General features: G+C 73.9%; 19 protein-coding genes. 1 reads left to right on the top strand and 18 read right to left on the bottom strand.

Annotated elements, in window-relative coordinates; genetic code table 11:
- Positions 1–9 precede the first annotated feature (9 nt).
- Positions 10–612, top strand: a complete 603-nt coding sequence (locus ACI8AA_RS05780; protein WP_457043556.1) for a cob(I)yrinic acid a,c-diamide adenosyltransferase — start codon at positions 10–12, stop codon at positions 610–612.
- Between the two features lie 9 nt (positions 613–621).
- On the opposite strand, the gene ACI8AA_RS05785 is transcribed toward ACI8AA_RS05780, so the two are convergent.
- The 18 genes from ACI8AA_RS05785 to rho all read right to left on the bottom strand — a co-directional run bounded on the left by ACI8AA_RS05785 (position 622) and on the right by rho (position 16,412).
- Positions 622–1,023, bottom strand: a complete 402-nt coding sequence (locus ACI8AA_RS05785; RefSeq protein WP_456929342.1) for a DUF2550 domain-containing protein — start codon at positions 1,021–1,023, stop codon at positions 622–624.
- A 31-nt stretch (positions 1,024–1,054) separates the two neighbouring features.
- Positions 1,055–1,444, bottom strand: coding sequence for a F0F1 ATP synthase subunit epsilon (locus ACI8AA_RS05790; protein WP_387992473.1), 390 nt, complete (start codon positions 1,442–1,444; stop codon positions 1,055–1,057).
- A gap of 153 nt (positions 1,445–1,597) precedes the next feature.
- Positions 1,598–1,822 (bottom strand): hypothetical protein, encoded by a 225-nt coding sequence (locus ACI8AA_RS05795; protein WP_456929341.1) that lies wholly within the window; start codon positions 1,820–1,822, stop codon positions 1,598–1,600.
- A 285-nt stretch (positions 1,823–2,107) separates the two neighbouring features.
- Complete coding sequence (gene atpD / locus ACI8AA_RS05800) at positions 2,108–3,544, bottom strand: F0F1 ATP synthase subunit beta (protein WP_457043557.1); 1,437 nt, start codon at positions 3,542–3,544, stop codon at positions 2,108–2,110.
- 54 nt (positions 3,545–3,598) lie between these two features.
- On the bottom strand, positions 3,599–4,567 hold the full coding sequence (locus ACI8AA_RS05805) for a F0F1 ATP synthase subunit gamma (protein ID WP_457043558.1): 969 nt from the start codon (positions 4,565–4,567) through the stop codon (positions 3,599–3,601).
- A gap of 3 nt (positions 4,568–4,570) precedes the next feature.
- A complete protein-coding gene (gene atpA / locus ACI8AA_RS05810; RefSeq protein ID WP_457043559.1) occupies positions 4,571–6,202 on the bottom strand; it encodes a F0F1 ATP synthase subunit alpha in 1,632 nt (543 codons plus the stop codon).
- Between the two features lie 56 nt (positions 6,203–6,258).
- Complete coding sequence (locus ACI8AA_RS05815; protein WP_457043560.1) at positions 6,259–7,077, bottom strand: F0F1 ATP synthase subunit delta; 819 nt, start codon at positions 7,075–7,077, stop codon at positions 6,259–6,261.
- Complete coding sequence (locus tag ACI8AA_RS05820; protein ID WP_457043561.1) at positions 7,077–7,658, bottom strand: F0F1 ATP synthase subunit B; 582 nt, start codon at positions 7,656–7,658, stop codon at positions 7,077–7,079. The genes ACI8AA_RS05815 and ACI8AA_RS05820 overlap by 1 nt, the downstream gene beginning before the upstream one ends.
- Positions 7,659–7,706: 48 nt before the next feature.
- On the bottom strand, positions 7,707–7,934 hold the full coding sequence (gene atpE, locus ACI8AA_RS05825) for an ATP synthase F0 subunit C (RefSeq protein ID WP_029432783.1): 228 nt from the start codon (positions 7,932–7,934) through the stop codon (positions 7,707–7,709).
- A 102-nt stretch (positions 7,935–8,036) separates the two neighbouring features.
- Positions 8,037–8,867 carry a F0F1 ATP synthase subunit A gene (gene atpB / locus ACI8AA_RS05830; RefSeq protein WP_457043562.1) on the bottom strand — a complete coding sequence of 277 codons (831 nt, stop codon included), beginning with the start codon at positions 8,865–8,867 and terminating at the stop codon, positions 8,037–8,039.
- Entirely contained in the window at positions 8,864–9,190 is a 327-nt protein-coding gene (locus ACI8AA_RS05835) for an AtpZ/AtpI family protein (protein ID WP_457043563.1), read from the bottom strand. The genes atpB and ACI8AA_RS05835 overlap by 4 nt, the downstream gene beginning before the upstream one ends.
- Before the next feature lie 13 nt (positions 9,191–9,203).
- A complete protein-coding gene (locus ACI8AA_RS05840; RefSeq protein WP_457043564.1) occupies positions 9,204–9,680 on the bottom strand; it encodes a hypothetical protein in 477 nt (158 codons plus the stop codon).
- Positions 9,677–10,975, bottom strand: coding sequence for a glycosyltransferase family 4 protein (locus ACI8AA_RS05845; RefSeq protein WP_457043565.1), 1,299 nt, complete (start codon positions 10,973–10,975; stop codon positions 9,677–9,679). Before ACI8AA_RS05845 ends, ACI8AA_RS05840 begins: the two co-directional genes overlap by 4 nt.
- 171 nt (positions 10,976–11,146) lie before the next feature.
- The gene (locus tag ACI8AA_RS05850; protein WP_457043566.1) at positions 11,147–11,788 is read right to left on the bottom strand and encodes an L-threonylcarbamoyladenylate synthase; all 642 of its coding nucleotides are present in this window, start codon (positions 11,786–11,788) and stop codon (positions 11,147–11,149) included.
- Between the two features lie 6 nt (positions 11,789–11,794).
- Entirely contained in the window at positions 11,795–12,658 is an 864-nt protein-coding gene (gene prmC / locus ACI8AA_RS05855) for a peptide chain release factor N(5)-glutamine methyltransferase (RefSeq protein WP_457043638.1), read from the bottom strand.
- Positions 12,655–13,734: a peptide chain release factor 1 gene (gene prfA / locus ACI8AA_RS05860; protein ID WP_457043567.1), complete on the bottom strand. Its 1,080-nt coding sequence runs from the start codon at positions 13,732–13,734 to the stop codon at positions 12,655–12,657. Before prfA ends, prmC begins: the two co-directional genes overlap by 4 nt.
- A gap of 112 nt (positions 13,735–13,846) precedes the next feature.
- Positions 13,847–14,071 (bottom strand): 50S ribosomal protein L31, encoded by a 225-nt coding sequence (gene rpmE, locus ACI8AA_RS05865; RefSeq protein WP_387992433.1) that lies wholly within the window; start codon positions 14,069–14,071, stop codon positions 13,847–13,849.
- A gap of 133 nt (positions 14,072–14,204) precedes the next feature.
- Positions 14,205–16,412: a transcription termination factor Rho gene (gene rho / locus ACI8AA_RS05870; protein ID WP_457043568.1), complete on the bottom strand. Its 2,208-nt coding sequence runs from the start codon at positions 16,410–16,412 to the stop codon at positions 14,205–14,207.
- Positions 16,413–16,511: the final 99 nt, after the last annotated feature.

The following is a 16,511-nucleotide window of genomic DNA, read 5'->3' on the forward strand; positions in this document are numbered from 1 at the left end:
GCTCGGCCCATGACGGTCCGGCTCACCCGCATCTACACGAAGACCGGTGACGCCGGGCAGACGCACCTGGGTGACATGAGCCGGGTGGCCAAGACCGACCCGCGGCTGGTCGCCTACGCCGACGTCGACGAGGCCAACAGCGTGCTCGGCGTGGCCCTGGCGCTCGGGGCGCCGCCGCCGGAGCTGGTCGAGCTCGTGCGCAGCGTGCAGAACGACCTGTTCGACGTCGGCGCCGACCTGTCCACGCCCGTGGTGCCCGACCCCGCGCACCCGCCGCTGCGGGTGACCGCCGCCTACACCGAGCGGCTCGAGGCGGCCTGCGACGAGCACAACGAGGCGCTGCCGAAGCTCACCAGCTTCGTGCTGCCCGGCGGGACGCCGCTGGCCGCGCTGCTGCACCAGGCGCGGGTGGTCGTCCGGCGGGCCGAGCGGAGCGTGTGGGCGCTGCTGGAGGCCGACGGCGAGCGCACCAACCCGGAGACCGCCCGCTACCTCAACCGGCTCTCGGACCTGCTGTTCATCCTCGCCCGCGAGGCCAACCCCGACGGCGACGTGCTGTGGGAGCCCGGCGCGCACAGCGGCGTGCACGCGCAGCGGGCCGCGCGGGGCTGACGCCGGCCCTCAGTGCACGGGCGGGGCCGACTCCACCCAGGAGAGGAACCCCGTCACCGTGGAGGGGTCCATGGCCAGTTCCTTGCGGCCGCTGCCGGTGACGCAGGTCAGGACGACCGCGTCGTCGGGCAGGGCGACGTCGTCCCGGCCCGGCGGCCGCCGGCCCTCGACCTGCACCTCCGTGCGGCACAGCCGCTGCTGCGGGCGGACCGACAGCGACAGCGCGCGGTACCAGAGCAGCGCCTCTCCCCCGTACCAGGCGACGCCCACCGACCACCGGGAGCTGCCGGCCGGGCGCAGCCACATCGTCACCGCGCCGAGGCCGGAGAGCAGCAGCCGGCGGCGGATGAGGAAGGCGACCACCAGGACGACGACCAGCACCCCGGCGAGGACGAGCAGGGCGGTGGTCACCGTCGGCTGGGGCGGGCGCGGTCCGGTCGGGTCAGTCGGCCTGTCCGGCGGCCCGCAGGCGGGACTGGGCGCGGCGGGCGGCGGCGAGGGCCTCCGGGTCGTCGCCGGCGGACTCGGCGCGGCGCAGCGCCTCGCGGGCCCGCTCGACGTCGATCTCGGAGGAGATCTCCGCGGTCTCGGCGAGGATGGACACGCCCTTCGGCGTCACCGACAGGAACCCGCCGTGCGCGGCGACGACCATGTCGGGGCCCTCGGTGGTGCGGACGGTGACCACGCCACCGGGGGCGAGCTCGCCCAGCAGCGGGGCGTGGCCGGGCAGGACGCCGATCTCGCCCTCGGTCGTGCGGGCGATGACCATGCTCGCCTCACCGGACCAGATGGTCCGCTCGACGGCCACCAACTCGACCTGCAGGGTCGCCACGACACTCCTCCGGGTCCACCGACGGGCGGTGCTGGGACGCCGGCCGGGAAGCGGGCACGGCGACGGTCGCCGCCCACTCTAGTCGCGGGACCCGGGACACCCGGCGCGGGCCGTCCGGCGGTCACCCGGGCGGGCGGCAGGCCCGGTGAGGGTCTAGGCGGCGCGGCGGTAGAGCAGGGTCCAGCGACCGACGCGGACCCACGGGTGGCGCACCGTCGAGGCGGGCGCCCACTCCTCGGTGTCGTAGGCGATGTCGTGCACGTGCGGTACGGACGTCGACGGCCAGGTCCACCCTGGATCGGCGGTCCCGGCCGGCAGGCGGGTCACCGTGCCGTCGGTGCTGGTCGCGTCCAGCCACTCCATGGTCTTCTCCCACACGACGCGTCCGGTCCCTCCGGGCGCCACCCTCTCCGATCGGCAGCAAGGCTCCCGCTCTTAAGGTGCGCCCGGAAGGCACCTGCCCACGACGCCGGGTACGTCAACCACCTGGCGCGCCACGCCCTGGCCCGTCCCGACCGTCCGTGACCGGTCCTGCACGGGGAGGCGGCCCCCGACGCACGACGGCCGGGTGCCCCCCGCAGGGACACCCGGCCGTGACGTGGTGTGGCCCCGTCCAGAGGCTCACCCCGAGCGTGCGAGGGGTGAGGAGGACGGGGTCCTTCCTCAGCCGCGCTTGAGCTTCTCCGCGTTGCGCTCGAGGTCCTCGAGCCCACCGCACATGAAGAAGGCCTGCTCGGGCACGTGGTCGTAGTTGCCCTCCGTGAGCGCCTTGAAGGCCTCGAGGGTCTCCGACAGCGGCACGAACGAGCCGGGCTGACCGGTGAAGGCCTCGGCCACGAACATGTTCTGCGAGAGGAACCGCTCGATCCGCCGCGCGCGCTGCACGGTGACCTTGTCCTCCTCGGAGAGCTCGTCGATGCCGAGGATCGCGATGATGTCCTGCAGCTCCTGGTAGCGCTGGAGGATCTGCTTCACCGTCTGCGCGACCTGGTAGTGGTCCTGCCCGACGTACTGCGGGTCGAGGATCCGGCTGGTGGAGTCCAGCGGGTCGACGGCCGGGTAGATGCCCTTCTCCGAGATCGGCCGGGAGAGCACCGTCGTCGCGTCGAGGTGCGCGAAGGTGGTGTGCGGCGCCGGGTCGGTGATGTCGTCGGCGGGCACGTAGATCGCCTGCAGCGAGGTGATCGAGTGACCCCGCGTCGAGGTGATCCGCTCCTGCAGCTCGCCCATCTCGTCGGCGAGGGTCGGCTGGTAACCCACGGCGGAGGGCATGCGGCCCAGCAGCGTGGACACCTCGGACCCGGCCTGGGTGAACCGGAAGATGTTGTCGATGAAGAGCAGCACGTCCTGGTTCTGCTCGTCGCGGAAGTACTCCGCCATCGTCAGCGCCGACAGCGCCACCCGCAGCCGGGTGCCCGGCGGCTCGTCCATCTGGCCGAAGACCAGCGCGGTGGACTCGATGACGCCCGACTCGGTCATCTCGGTGATGAGGTCGTTGCCCTCGCGGGTGCGCTCGCCGACGCCGGCGAACACCGACACGCCACCGAACTCCTGGGCGACCCGGCGGATCATCTCCTGGATCAGCACGGTCTTGCCCACGCCGGCACCGCCGAACAGGCCGATCTTCCCGCCGGCCACGTACGGGGTGAGCAGGTCGATGACCTTGATGCCGGTCTCGAGCAGCTCGGTGCGGCCCTCGAGCTGGTCGAACCGCGGCGCGTGCCGGTGGATCGACCAGCGCGGCAGGTCCTGGCCGTAGCCCGGCTTGTCGAGGCACTCGCCGAGGGCGTTGAACACGTGGCCGGTGACCTCGTTGCCCACCGGGACGCTGATCGAGGCGCCGGTGTCCCGGACCTCGGCGCCACGGACCAGACCGTCGGTCGGGGCCATGGAGATGGTGCGGACCACGTTGTCGCCCAGGTGCTGGGCGACCTCGAGGGTCAGCGTCTTGCCCAGGTCGGCGAGGGTCACGTCGACGTGCAGGGCGTTGAACAGGTCGGGCATCGCGTCGCGCGGGAACTCGACGTCGACGACCGGCCCGGTGACCCGGACGACGCGGCCGGTCGTCTGGGTGGTCGGACGGTCCTCGGTGACGGTCATGAGTGCTCCTGGGATCTCAGGTCCGGTGTCCCGCCGCCGGCGGGGCCGGGGTGGTCAGTCGTCGGCGTTGGCTGCGACCAGCGCGTCGGCGCCACCGACGATCTCGCTGATCTCCTGGGTGATCTCGGCCTGGCGCGCCTGGTTGGCCTGGCGGGAGAGGCTCTTCGCCAGCTCCTCGGCGTTGTCCGAGGCCGACTTCATCGCCCGCCGCCGCGACGCCGACTCGGAGGCCGCGGCCTCGAGCAGCGCCGCGTAGATGCGGGTGGTGACGTACTTCGGCAGCAGCGCGTCGAGCAGCGCGTCGGCCGAGGGCTCGAACTCGTACGAGGTGGGGACCCCGGAGTCGCCGGTCCGGCCGGCCTCGCGGTCCTCCCGCTCGAAGTCGAACTCCTCGACCTCCTCGACCTCCAGCGGCGCCAGGCGCTTGGCGACCGGGACCTGCGCGAGCAGCGACCGGAACTCGGTGTAGACGATGTGCAGCTCGTCCACGCCGGCCACGCCGTCGGCACCCGGGCCACCGTCGGCTTCGGCCCCGGCGGTGAACGCGTCGATGAGGACGCGCCCGACCTCCTGGGCGTCGGGATAGGCCGGCTGCTCGGAGAACCCGGTGAAGGTCTGCGCCACCGGCCGGTTGCGGAAGGAGTAGAAGGTCTCCCCCTTGCGGCCGATGACGTAGACCTGCGGCTCCTTGCCCTCCTGCCGCAGCAGCGACAGCAGCTCCTCGGTCCGCCGCAGCACGTTGACGTTGTAGGAGCCGGCGAACCCGCGGTCGGAGGTGACCACCAGGACCGCGGCCCGCCGGGTCGCCTGCCGCTCGGTGAGCAGCGGGTGCTCGAGCGAGGCCGACGACGCCAGCGCGGACAGGACCCGGGTGATCTCCCGGGCGTACGGCTTGGACGCCTCCACCCGTGCCTGGGCGCGCACGATGCGGGCGCCGGCGATCAGCTCCTGGGCCGAGAAGATCTTCTTCGTCGACTGCGTGGAGCGGATGCGGCGCCGCAGCGCGCGAAGGGAACCGGCCACCGGTCAGGCCTTCTTGACCTGGACGCGCTCCTGGCCACGCTCGGACGCGTCCATGGCCTCGGCCTCGGGCTCGTTGACCAGCGAGGTGCCGTCGGAGGTCGTGAACTGCTGGTAGAAGCTCTCGACGGCGCGCTCGAGGCTGCTGACCGCGTCGTCGCCGAGGGTCCGCGAGGTGCGGATCTCGTCGAAGACGCCGCCCTCGGCCCGGGCGATGTGGTCGAGGAACTCCGACTCGAACCGGCGGACGTCGGACACCGGCACGCGGTCGAGCTTGCCGGTGGTGCCCAGCCACAGCGAGACGACCTCGCGCTCGACCGGGTACGGCTGGTACTGGCCCTGCTTGAGCAGCTCCACCAGACGCTGGCCGCGGTCGAGGGTGGCCCGGCTGGAGGCGTCCAGGTCCGAGGCGAACGAGGCGAAGGCCTCGAGCTCGCGGTACTGGGCGAGGTCCAGGCGCAGGCGGCCGGCGACCGACTTCATCGCCTTGATCTGCGCCGAGCCGCCGACCCGGGACACCGAGATGCCCACGTTGATGGCCGGGCGGACACCGGAGTTGAACAGACCGGTCTCGAGGAAGATCTGCCCGTCGGTGATCGAGATGACGTTGGTCGGGATGTAGGCCGACACGTCGTTGCCCTTGGTCTCGATGAGCGGGAGGCCCGTCATCGACCCGGCGCCCAGGTCGTCGGAGAGCTTGGCGCAGCGCTCCAGCAGCCGGGAGTGGAGGTAGAAGACGTCGCCCGGGTAGGCCTCGCGGCCCGGCGGGCGGCGCAGCAGCAGCGAGACCGCGCGGTAGGCCTCGGCCTGCTTGGACAGGTCGTCGAAGACGATCAGGACGTGCTTGCCCTCGTACATCCAGTGCTGGCCGATCGCCGAGCCGGTGTAGGGGGCGATGTACTTGAAGCCGGCGGCCTCCGACGCGGGAGCGGCGACGATCGTCGTGTACTCCATCGCGCCGGCCTCCTCGAGGGAAGCGCGGATCGCCGCGATCGTCGAGCCCTTCTGGCCGACGGCGACGTAGATGCAGCGCACCTGCTGCTTCGGGTCACCGGTGGCCCAGGCCTGCTTCTGGTTGATGATCGTGTCGAGGACGATCGCCGTCTTGCCGGTCTGGCGGTCGCCGATGACCAGCTGGCGCTGGCCGCGGCCGATCGGGGTCATGGCGTCGATGGCCTTGATCCCGGTCTGCAGCGGCTCGTGCACCGACTTGCGCTGCACGACCGTGGGGGCCTGCAGCTCCAGCGCGCGGCGGCCGGTGGTGGCGATCTCGCCGCCGCCGTCGATCGGGTTGCCGAGCGGGTCGACGACGCGGCCGAGGTAGCCGTCGCCGACCGGGACCGACAGGACCTCGCCGGTGCGGCGGACCTGCTGCCCCTCCTCGATGCCGGCGAAGTCACCGAGGATGACGACGCCGACCTCGCGGACGTCGAGGTTCAGCGCGAGGCCGCGGACGCCGCTCTCGAACTCGAGCAGCTCGTTGGTCATGACCGAGGGCAGGCCCTCGACCCGGGCGATGCCGTCGCCGGCCTCGGTGACGATCCCGACCTCTTCCCGGGACACGTCCGGGGAGTACTCGGTGACGTAGTTCTGGATGGCACTGCGGATCTCGTCTGCGGAGATCGTCAGCTCGGCCATGGCGCGCGTCCTCTTCCCTGCTGGGTCGTGCTGTCTGTGGTCTGGGGTGGGGCGGGTCAGCCGGCGAGCCGGCGGCCGGCGGACTCGAGCCGGTTGGCGATGCTGCCGTCGATGACCTCGTCACCGACGCGCACGACCAGCCCGCCGAGCACCTCGGGGTCGACCGTCACCTGGAGGCCGATCGTCCGCCCGTAGATCCGGCCGAGCACGTCGCGCAGCCGCTGCTCCTGCGTCACGGTCAGCGGCACCGCCGTCGTCACGTGGGCGACCGAGCGGCCGCGCCGGGCGGAGGCCGCCACGGACAGCCGCTCGACCCGGTTCTCCGCGTTCCCCACGTGCCGGGCGGTCAGCGAGTTCCGCAGCAGCTGCTCGGTGACCGGGCTGACCCGGCCCGACAGGAGCCGGTCGAGCAGCGCCGCGCGCCCCTCGGCCGGTGCCGAGTCGTCGGAGAGGATGCGGGACAGCTGCGGGTCGCCGCCGACGATCCGGCCGAAGCGGAACAGCTCGTCCTCGACGCCCTCGAGCTCACCGCGCGCCTCGGCGGCGTCCAACGAGGCCTCGGTGGCCAGCATCTCGGCGGCCTCGACCAGGTCCAGCGGCCGCGACCACCGCTGGCGGGCGGCGGTCTCGACCAGGTCGACGGCGACCTCGGAGACCCGCCCGCCGAGGATCCGGCGGGCCAGTCCGGCCCGGTCGGCCGGCTTGGCCGCCGGGTCGGACAGGGCCCGGCGCAGCGCCACGGTGCCGTCGAGCAGCCGCGCCACGGCGAACAGCTCGTCGGCCAGGGCCAGCAGGCCCGGGCCGGCGGCACCGGCCGTGGTCGCGGCGAGGCGCTCGCGGGTGACCGCGAGCGCCTCCCGGCTGGAGGCGTCCATCAGCGGTCGCCGCCGGGGACGAACACGGTGCTGCCGGTGCGGCCGTTGCCCGCCGCCCCGCCGGCCATGCCGTCGAGCTGGTCGAGGAACCGGTCGACGGTGCCGCGGCGCCGGGCCTCGTCCTCCAGGGACTCGCCGACCACGCGGCCGGCGAGGTCGACGGCCAGCGTGCCGATCTGGCCGCGCAGCTCGTTGACGACCGACTGGCGGTTGGCGGCCAGCTGCTCCTCGCCGCGGGCGACGATCCGCGCCGACTCCTCCTGCGCCTGGGCCCGCAGCTCCTCGAGGATCTGCTGGCCCTCGGCCCGGGCCTGGTCCCGGATCTGGGCTGCCTCGGTGCGTGCCTCGGCCAGCTGGGCGCGGTACTGCTCCAGCGCGGCCTTGGCCTCGGCCTGCATGGCCTCCGCCCGCTCGATGCCGCCCTCGATCGCCTCGCGGCGCGCCCGGAAGACCTGCTCGAAGCGCGGCGCGACGAACTTGAAGAGGACCAGCAGCACGATCGCGAAGGCGATCAGGCCGATGATGATCTCGCCGAGGGGCGGGAGGAGCGGGTTCGCGCTCTCCGCTGCGAGGATGCTCATGGTCTCAGTGTCCCTGTCCGAGTGGGTACCCGTGTCCGGAGACGCGGATCAGGTGCCGAAGACGAAGGGGACGACGAAGCCGATCAGCGCGAGCGCCTCGGAGAGGGCGAACCCGAGGAAGGCGTAGGTACGGGTCAGGCCGGCCGACTCGGGCTGCCGCGCCGTGGCCTGGATGTAGGCGGCCCACACGATGCCGACGCCGATGCCCGGGCCGATGGCGGCCAGGCCGTAGCCCACGGAGCCGATGCTGCCGGTGAGCTCAGCGAGAAGATCCATGACGGGGTGTTTCCTCCTGTGTCGTCGCCCGGAGTCCTCCGGGCGGCTTGCGGGGGTCGTGCGGGTGGTGCGGTCCGGGGTGCGGCAGGCCGGGCCCGGAGGTCAGTGCTCCGCTTCGATGGAGCCGTTGAGGTAGGTCCCCATCAGCACGGTGAAGACGTAGGCCTGGAGGAAGATGACCAGCAGCTCGAAGAAGGTCATCACGATGGCCATGAGCGCCGAGACGGGACCGAAGATGATCGAGAAGTTGTCCCGGCTGAGCAAGTACACGGCGCCGAGCGAGAAGACGACCAGCAGCATGTGGCCGGCGAACATGTTCGCGAAGAGCCGGACCGCGAGGGTGAACGGCCGCACGACGAAGTTCTGCAGGATCTCGATGGGCGTGACCAGGATGTACATCGGCTTGGGCACGCCCGGCAGGAACAGGATGTCCTTGAAGTAGCGGCCGGCGCCCTGCTCGCGGATGCCGATGTAGATGTAGATGACCCAGCAGATCGCGGCCAGCACCAGCGGGAACGCGAACTTCGACATCGGGGAGATCTGCGCGAACGGGATGATCGCCATCAGGTTATTCGCGAGGATGAAGAAGAACAGCGAGGCCAGGAACGGCGCGAACGGCAGCCCCTTGGGGCCGACGACGTCGCGCGCGATGCCGTCGCGGACCAGCGAGTAGCCGCTCTCGCCGACGAACTGCAGCTTGCCCGGCACGATCTGCGGCTTGCGCACGGTGGCGATCAGGAACGCGATCAGGAGCGCCGTGGCGACCCAGAGGATGATGGTGATGCGGGTGATCGCGAAGTCCACGCCCAGCAGCGAGAACTCGGCGACCGGTTCCGGGTAGAACTCGCCCAGGCCGGGAGCCTGGAAGCCGTCGCCGGACCCGCCGCCCTCGGCGGCGAGCACGTCCACGAGCGCGAGGGCGCTGGAGGTCACCGTTGTCCCTTCTGCGTCCTGGGCCGGCTCCGTCGTCCGCCCGGGGTGTTGCCGTCTCCGGGTGCACCAGGGTCTGGTGGCAGCCCGCCGAACCGTTTGACGACCAGGTAGATGGCCGCCGAGATGCCGAGGAGGATCCCGACCGGCAGGAACACCCGTGTGTCCAACCACCGGTCGAGCAACCACCCGGCACCGCCCCACACGGCCATCCCGGAGATCATGGTCCCGATGACGGCCCAGCCGGTCTCGGCACCGCTGCCCCGAGGGGCTGGTCGCGCAGGTCGGGGCCGGGGCTCCCCACGGGTGGGGTCGTCCTCGGCCATCGCCGGGACACTATCAGCCGCCAGTCGGGGCGCCTCCCGGTGCCGGGGGGACCGTCGCCTGACCGGGTGGCGCGGGCGGCGTCACGTAGTAGAGCGGGCGGGTCCACACCCACCGCAGCTGCACGCCGCTCCACAGCAGCGCGCCCACGACCACCGCCCACGCCAGCGTCCGGCGGTCGAGCCAGCCGTCCTCCGGCAGGGCGCTGAGGATCCCGAACAGCACGACGGCCTTGACGAAGAAGGTGCCCAGCGCCGCCGGCAGCGTGAAGGTGTCGTTGATCCGCCCGGCCCAGGCGATGACCACGCCGGAGACGACGAAGAACGCCGTCACGACCAGGGCGCCGACCAGCACCCCGACGGCGTCGGGCCAGCCGAGCACCAGGCCGACGACCAGGGCGGCGACGACGGCGACCGATCCCGTGACCAGCGTGCCGACCCTGAGGAACGACAGGTCCCACGGGACCTGCGCGGCCGGGCGGGGGGCGCTCACCGGAGCCCCCGGCCGGCGCCGGCCGCACGGGGCGCGGTCGGGGTGGTGGTCGCCGCGGCCGGCCCGGGTGCCGGTGCGGGCGCCGCCGGGGCGGTGGCCGTCGACCGGCGCCCGGCGCGGTGCGCCCGCGAGGTCGGGTGGGCGGCGCGGCTGCGGCGGCGCAGCTCGGCGATCTCGGCGGCCCGGGCCTCGCGGGCGGCACGCCGGGCGTGCGGGGCCAGGACGACGACGACACCCACGACGAGCAGCACCCCGATCACGACGAGCAGCTCGACCGTCCCGCCGGTGACCGACAGGGCCACCGCGCCGAAGGACAGGAGAGCCGCCCAGAAGTACATGGTCAGCACCGCCCGGCGGTGCGAGTGCCCGATGGACAGCAGCCGGTGGTGCAGGTGCATCTTGTCGGGCGAGAACGGCGACTGCCCGCGCCGGGTCCGGCGGACCACCGCCAGGAGCAGGTCGACGAACGGGATGAAGAGCACCGCGATCGGCACCAGCAGCGGCAGGGCCAGCGGCAGCAGGCTGGCGGCGGAGTCGAAGGACTGGGCGTCGACCCGGCCGGTGGCGCTCACCGCGGCGGCCGAGAGCATCAGGCCCACGAGCATCGACCCCGAGTCGCCCATGAAGATGCGCGCCGGGCTGAAGTTGTGCGGCAGGAAGCCCAGGCAGGCGCCGGCGAGCACCGCAGTCACCAGGGCCGGGGCGCTGGCGACCTCGTCGTAGCCGACGCGGCTGAGGTTGTAGCTGTAGGCGAAGAAGGCCAGCGCCGCGATGGCGGAGACGCCCGCGGCCAGCCCGTCGAGGCCGTCGATGAAGTTGAGCGCGTTGACCGTGAGGACGGTCAGCAGGATGGTCAGCGGCACGCCGACGTCCGGGCCGAACGAGATCGTCCCGATGTCGGCCACCGGCAGGAACAGGAACGCCAGCTGGACGCCGAGCAGCACCATGACGCCGGCGGCGGCGATCTGACCGGTGAGCTTGGTGAGCGCGTCCAGGCCGAACTTGTCGTCCAGCACCCCGAGCAGGCAGATCAGCCCGCCGGCGACGAGGACGGCGGCGGTCTGCGAGTCGTCGAAGGTGCGCTGCAACGCGGGCAGCCGGGTGGCCACCAGCACCGCCGCCGCGACCCCGAGGTACATGGCCACTCCCCCGCCGCGCGGGGTGGGGATGACGTGCACGTCGCGCTCGCGGGGGGCGGCCATCATCCGCAGCCGCACCGCGGCGATCCGCACCACCGGCGTGGCCAGGAAGGTGACCAGGCCCGCGGTCAGCAGGACGACGGCGTACTCGCGCACGGCTCAGCCCCCGTGCGGACCGCGCGCGGTCCCGGCCGGGCGCGCGGCGGGCGTGCTCATCGCGACGGTGCTCCCGGGGGCGAGACGGCGGGCGGACGGGACGGGCGGTACCCCCACGGTATCCCCCCGTCACCGGACGGAGCGGGATCCGCAGCCGCCGGCGACCGGGCCCTAGTCCGTGACCTCGGGCACGACCTCGCGCAGCCGCTCGACCGGCACCGCGCCCACCCGCAGGACGCGCGGCACCGGGCCGGTGCAGTCGACGATCGTGCTGGCCGCCGAGCCCGCGCGCGGGCCGCCGTCGAGGACGACCGCGGCGTGCTCGCCGAGCTGCGCGTCCGCCTCCTGCGCGCTCGTGGCGGCGGGCCGGCCGGAGCGGTTGGCGCTGGAGACGGCGAGCGGGCCGGTGCGGCGCAGCAGGTCGCGGGCGACGTCGTCGTCGGGGAGGCGGACGGCGACCGTCCCCTCGGCGTCGCCGAGGTCCCAGGCCAGCGACGGCGCGTGCTCGACGACGATGGTCAGCCCGCCCGGCCAGAAGGCCTCGGCCAGCCGCTGCGCCACCCGGGGCACGCTCATCGTCAGCCCGGCCATCGTCGACGCCTCGCCGATGAGCACGGGGACCGGCATGGCGCGGCCGCGGTTCTTCGCCGCCAGCAGGCCGGAGACCGCGACGGGCGAGAAGGCGTCGGCGCCGACGCCGTAGACGGTGTCGGTGGGCAGCAGGACCAGCTCGCCCCGGGCGATCGCGGAGGCGGCGGCGTCGAGACCCGCGGCGCGCTGCTCGGGGTCGGTGCAGTCGTAGAGGTCGGCCACGGGCGGTCAGTCTCCCCCAGCCCGGACGGCGGTCGTGAACCGCGGCCTCCCGGCGAGGTCGGGGTGGTCCGCGACGGACGTGAAATCGCCGGTGCCGCGCACCAGCGCGGGCAGCGCGTCCCCCTGCGCGTCGGCGTGCTCGATGCCGAGCCCGCCGCCGGGGCGGAGCAGCCGGGCCGCGGTGCGCAGCAGGCCGCGGACGACGTCGAGGCCGTCCGGGCCGCCCCACAGCGCGAGCGGCGGGTCGTGGTCGGCGACCTCGCGGGGCACCCGCGCGCCGTCGGGGACGTAGGGCGGGTTGGACACGACGAGGTCGACGGCGCCGTCGAGGTCGCGCAGCAGGCCCGGGTCGGTCATGTCGCCGGCGAGCACGGGGACCGGCCGGTCCCCCGCCGCGGCGCGCAGGTCGGCGTTGTGGCGGGTCCACTCGACCGCCTGCGGGTCGCGCTCGACGGCGGTGACCCGCGCGCCAGGGTGCTCGTGGGCGATGGACAGCGCGATGGCGCCGGACCCGCTGCCCAGGTCGACGACGACCGGCGACGCCACGCCGGCCAGCCGCGCCAGCGCCCACTCGACGAGCTGCTCGGTCTCCGGCCGGGGCACGAACACGCCGGGGCCGACGGCGAGCTCGAGGTGGCGGAACGGCGCGCGGCCGGTGAGGTGCTGCAGCGGGACGCGGGCGGCGCGCTGGTCGAGCAGCGCGGTGAAGCGGGCGGCGGCGTCGTCGTCGACGTCGACCCGGGTGAGCAGCGCCGTCCGGGAGGCGCCGAGGACGTGGGCGAGCAGCAGCTCGGCGTCCACGCGGGGCGACTCGACGCCGGCCTCGGCCAGGCGGCGGGCGGCGCCGGCGAGCAGCGTGCGGGTGTTCAGGACCCGGCCGCCATGAGCTCGGCGGTGTGCGCGCGGGTGAGCGCGTCGATGACCGGGTCGAGCTCGCCGTCGAGGACCTGGTCGAGGTTGTGCGCCTTGAAGCCGACCCGGTGGTCGGAGATGCGGCTCTCCGGGAAGTTGTAGGTGCGCACCCGCTCGCTGCGGTCGACCGTGCGGACCTGGCTGCGCCGCTGGTCGCTGGCGGTGGCCGCGGCCTCCTCGCGGGCAGCGGCCAGCAGCCGGGAGCGGAGCACGCGCAACGCCGACTCGCGGTTCTGCAGCTGGCTCTTCTCGTTCTGCGAGCTGACCACGATGCCGGTGGGCAGGTGGGTGATGCGCACGGCGGAGTCGGTGGTGTTCACGCTCTGCCCGCCGGGGCCGGACGAGCGGAAGACGTCGATGCGCAGGTCGTTCGGGTCGACGGTGACGTCGACCTCCTCGGCCTCGGGCAGCACGAGCACGCCGACGGCGGAGGTGTGGATGCGGCCCTGCGACTCGGTGACCGGCACCCGCTGCACCCGGTGGACGCCGCCCTCGAACTTCAGCCGCGACCAGATGCCCTCGTCGGTGCGGGACTTCACCGCGATCGCGACGTCCTTGTAGCCGCCGAGCTCGGCGGGGACGGCGTCGAGCACCTCGGTGGCCCAGCCGCGGCGCTCGGCGTAGCGCAGGTACATGCGCACCAGGTCGCCGGCGAACAGCGCGGACTCCGCGCCGCCCTCCCCCGCCTTGATCTCGAGGATGACGTCCTTGTCGTCATCGGGGTCCTTCGGCAGCAGCAGCTCGCGCAGCCGGTCGGTGAGCTCGTCGATGCGCGTCTCGAGGCCGCGGGCCTCCTCGGCGAACGACGGGTCCTCGGCGGCCAGCTCGCGGGCGGCGTCGAGGTCGTCGCGGGCGGCGTCGAGCGCGCGGGCGGTCTCCACGACGGGCGCCAATTGGGCGTAGCGGCGGCCCAGGCGCCGGGCGCGGCCGGCGTCGGCGTGCACCGCGGGGTCGGCGAGCTCGGTCTCCAGCGCGGCGTGCTCGTCGAGCAGCCCGCGCAGCCGGTCGGGCGCGGCGAAGGTCGGGCTGCTCATCGGGGTACCTCTCGTGCGGGAGCGGCGGAAACGGCCATTTCTGCCGGAGGGTGGGGCGGACACGACGACGGCGCCCGCCCCACGCGAGGTGGGACGGGCGCCGTCGGGGGTGCTACTTGCCGGCGGTGGCGCCGCGCTTGCCGAACCGCTTCTCGAAGCGGGCCACGCGGCCACCGGTGTCGAGGATCCGCTGCTTGCCCGTGTAGAAGGGGTGGCAGGCGGAGCAGGTCTCGACGGTCAGCGTGCCGCCGGGGGCGGTGCTGCGGGTGGTGAAGGTGTTCCCACACCCACAGGTCACCGTGGTGGTGTGGTAGTCGGGGTGGATACCGGACTTCATGATGCGGGCCTCTTCCGGGGACGTCTCGGTGCTGTTGTCGTGAACGCCGGCGGCCGGCCGGTCATTCCAGGCGCGCAGCGGGGCTCGGCCGTCCAGTGTCCCAGACGGCCGGGCCCTGCCGCAGCGGTGGTGCTCAGTCGCGCTCGGGGCCGAGCGTCGTCTTCTGGATCTGCATGAGGAACTCGATGTTGTTGCGCGTCTTGCGCAGCTTGTCGAGCAGCAGCTCCAGCGCCTGCTGCGGCTCGAGCGCGGACAGCACCCGGCGCAGCTTGATGACGATGGCCAGCTCGTCGGGCGAGAGGAGGATCTCCTCCTTGCGGGTGCCCGACGCGTTGACGTCGACGGCCGGGAAGACCCGCTTGTCCGCCAGCCGGCGGTCGAGCTTGATCTCCGCGTTCCCCGTGCCCTTGAACTCCTCGAAGATGACCGTGTCCATCGTCGAGCCGGTCTCGACCAGCGCCGACGCGAGGATGGTCAGCGAGCCGCCGTTCTCGATGTTGCGGGCGGCCCCGAGGAAGCGCTTGGGCGGGTAGAGCGCCGTCGAGTCGACACCGCCGGACAGGATGCGCCCGCTGGCCGGGGCGGCCAGGTTGTAGGCGCGGCCCAGGCGGGTGATCGAGTCCAGCAGGACGACGACGTCGTGGCCCATCTCGACCAGGCGCTTGGCGCGCTCGATCGACAGCTCCGCGACGGTCGTGTGGTCCGACGGCGGCCGGTCGAAGGTCGAGGCGATGACCTCGCCCTTCACCGAGCGCTGCATGTCGGTGACCTCCTCGGGCCGCTCGTCGACGAGGACGACCATGAGGTGGCACTCGGGGTTGTTCGTGGTGATCGCGTTGGCGATCGCCTGCAGCACCATCGTCTTGCCGGCCTTGGGCGGCGACACGATGAGCGCGCGCTGCCCCTTGCCGATCGGCATGACCAGGTCGATGACCCGGGTGGTCAGCTGGTGCGGATCGGTCTCCAGCCGCAGCCGCTCCTGCGGGTAGAGCGGGGTCAGCTTGGTGAACTCCGGCCGGTTGCGGGCCTGCTCGGGGTCCAGGCCGTTGACCGAGTCGAGGCGGACCAGCGCGTTGTACTTGTCCTTGCGCTCGCCCTCGCGCGGCTGGCGGACGGCGCCGGTGATCGCGTCACCGCGGCGCAGGCCGTGCCGGCGCACCTGGGACAGCGACACGTACACGTCGTTGGGGCCGGTCAGGTAGCCCGAGGTCCGGACGAACGCGTAGTTGTCCAGGACGTCGAGGATGCCGGCGACCGGCAGCAGGACGTCGTCCTCGCTGACCGTCGGCTCGCTGGGCTGGTCGAAGCGGTCCCGGCCGTTGCGGCGGTTGCGGTCCCGGTAGCGGCGCCCGCGGCGGCCGCGGCCGCCCTCGAAGTCGTCGTCGTCCTCGTCGTTGCGGCTGTCCGCGCGGTCGTTCCGGTCGGCGCGGTCGTTCCGGTCGGCGCGGTCGTTCGGCCGGGCGTTGCGGTCGGCGCGCTCGCCGCGGTCGGGGCCGCGCCCGTCCCGCTGGCCGTCGCGGTTGCCGTCCCGCTGGCCGTCACGGTTGCCGTCACGGTTGCCGTCGCGGTTGCCGCGCTCGCCGTCGCGGCTGTCGCGGCCGTCCCGGGTGCCGTCGCGCTGCCCGTCGCGGTTGCCGCGCTCGGCGCGGTCGCCGTCGCGGCTGTCGCGGCCGTCCCGGGTGCGGTTGCGATCCCGGTTGCGGGCCGGGCGGTCGCCCTCGGCCCGGTCGCCCTCGGCCCGGTCGCCATCGCCGCGGTCGCCGTCGGTGCGGTCACCGGCGGGACGCTCGCCCTCGGTCCGCTCCGCGGGCGGGGCGGCCGGCGCGGAGGCAGCGGCGGGGGCCTCGGCGGCCGGGGCCTCGGCGGCGGGGGCGGCGGGCGCCTCCGCGGTGGGGGCACCGGCGGGGCGGCTGGCGGCACGCCGGCGGCGCGGAGCGCCCTCGGCGGGGGCGGCGGCGGCGGGGGCCGTCACCGGACCGCTGTTGGCGCCCCCGGTGACGGGGGCCTCGACCGGCGTGGCGGTGGCGGCGACGGCGTCGGCGCCCCGCGAGGCCGGGACGTTCGGGGCCGCGTCGGCCGGGGCGCCGGGCGCCGGGACGCTGCCCGGCGTCGCGCCGCCGACCTGGCGGGCGGAGATGGCGGCGACGAGGTCGCCCTTGCGCATGCGGCCGGTACCGGGGATGCCCAGCTCGGCCGCGAGCCGCTGCAGCTCGGGGAGCAGCATGCCGGCCAGCCCGCTGCCGCGGCGGCGGGAGCGGCCCGCCGTGCCGGAGGCCGCAGGTGCCTCGCCCGCAGCGCCCTCGGGGGCGCCGGTGGTGGCGAGGTCGGTGGTTTCGCTCACGTACAGGTCCTTCCCTGCGGTGACCTGCGCCTACCAGCGCAGGAGGTGACCCGGCGCCGCCCCGTCCGGCTGTTCCGGGGCAGGGGGGACGGCGGATCG

This window comes from Geodermatophilus sp. SYSU D01180 (genome assembly GCF_054050415.1).

Coding starts and splice junctions, on each gene's coding strand:
- ACI8AA_RS05780 (WP_457043556.1), top strand. CDS start 10: ATGACGGTCCGGCTCACCCGCATCTACACGAAGACCGGTGACGCCGGG.
- atpD (WP_457043557.1), bottom strand. CDS start 3,544: ATGACCGTCACCGAGGACCGTCCGACCACCCAGACGACCGGCCGCGTC.
- atpA (WP_457043559.1), bottom strand. CDS start 6,202: ATGGCCGAGCTGACGATCTCCGCAGACGAGATCCGCAGTGCCATCCAG.
- ACI8AA_RS05815 (WP_457043560.1), bottom strand. CDS start 7,077: ATGGACGCCTCCAGCCGGGAGGCGCTCGCGGTCACCCGCGAGCGCCTC.
- ACI8AA_RS05820 (WP_457043561.1), bottom strand. CDS start 7,658: ATGAGCATCCTCGCAGCGGAGAGCGCGAACCCGCTCCTCCCGCCCCTC.
- atpE (WP_029432783.1), bottom strand. CDS start 7,934: ATGGATCTTCTCGCTGAGCTCACCGGCAGCATCGGCTCCGTGGGCTAC.
- ACI8AA_RS05835 (WP_457043563.1), bottom strand. CDS start 9,190: ATGGCCGAGGACGACCCCACCCGTGGGGAGCCCCGGCCCCGACCTGCG.
- prfA (WP_457043567.1), bottom strand. CDS start 13,734: ATGAGCAGCCCGACCTTCGCCGCGCCCGACCGGCTGCGCGGGCTGCTC.
- rpmE (WP_387992433.1), bottom strand. CDS start 14,071: ATGAAGTCCGGTATCCACCCCGACTACCACACCACCACGGTGACCTGT.